Genomic DNA, 690 nt, shown 5'->3' with positions numbered 1-690 from the left:
TTTGAAAACTAGATAACAGGCTGAAAAGTGTGTTTAGTTAAGTTAGAAAGGGCGCACGGTGGATGCCTTGGCACTAGGAGCCGATGAAGGACGGGACAAACACCGATATGCTTCGGGGAGCTGTAAGTAAGCGTTGATCCGGAGATTTCCGAATGGGGGAACCCACTGTCCGTAATGGGGCAGTATCCATACGTGAATCCATAGCGTATGGAGGGCATACCCGGGGAACTGAAACATCTAAGTACCCGGAGGAGAAGAAAGCAAAAGCGATTCCCTGAGTAGCGGCGAGCGAAACGGGAGCAGCCCAAACCAAGAGGCTTGCCTCTTGGGGTTGTAGGACACTCAATACGGAGTGATAAAGGAACGGAGTAGATGAAGTGGTCTGGAAAGGCCTGCCACAGAAGGTAACAGCCCTGTAGTCGAAACTTCGTTCCCTCCTGAGTGGATCCTGAGTACGGCGGGACACGAGGAATCCCGTCGGAAGCAGGGAGGACCATCTCCCAAGGCTAAATACTCCCTAGTGACCGATAGTGAACCAGTACCGTGAGGGAAAGGTGAAAAGCACCCCGGGAGGGGAGTGAAAGAGAACCTGAAACCGTGTGCCTACAAGTAGTCAGAGCCCGTTTATGGGTGATGGCGTGCCTTTTGTAGAATGAACCGGCGAGTTACGATCTCGTGCGAGGTTAAGTC

At 52.5% G+C, this 690-nt stretch carries 1 rRNA gene; it reads left to right on the top strand.

The window, feature by feature from the left end:
• Positions 1 to 35 precede the first annotated feature (35 nt).
• A 23S ribosomal RNA gene (locus tag LH47_RS14825) occupies positions 36 to 690 on the top strand; the annotation flags it as partial.

Origin of the sequence: Anoxybacillus thermarum (assembly GCF_000836725.1) — a bacterium.
Lineage (GTDB): Bacteria > Bacillota > Bacilli > Bacillales > Anoxybacillaceae > Anoxybacillus > Anoxybacillus thermarum.
The sequence above is the reverse complement of the archived record's forward strand: the minus strand, read 5'-3'. Positions and strand labels throughout refer to the sequence as shown.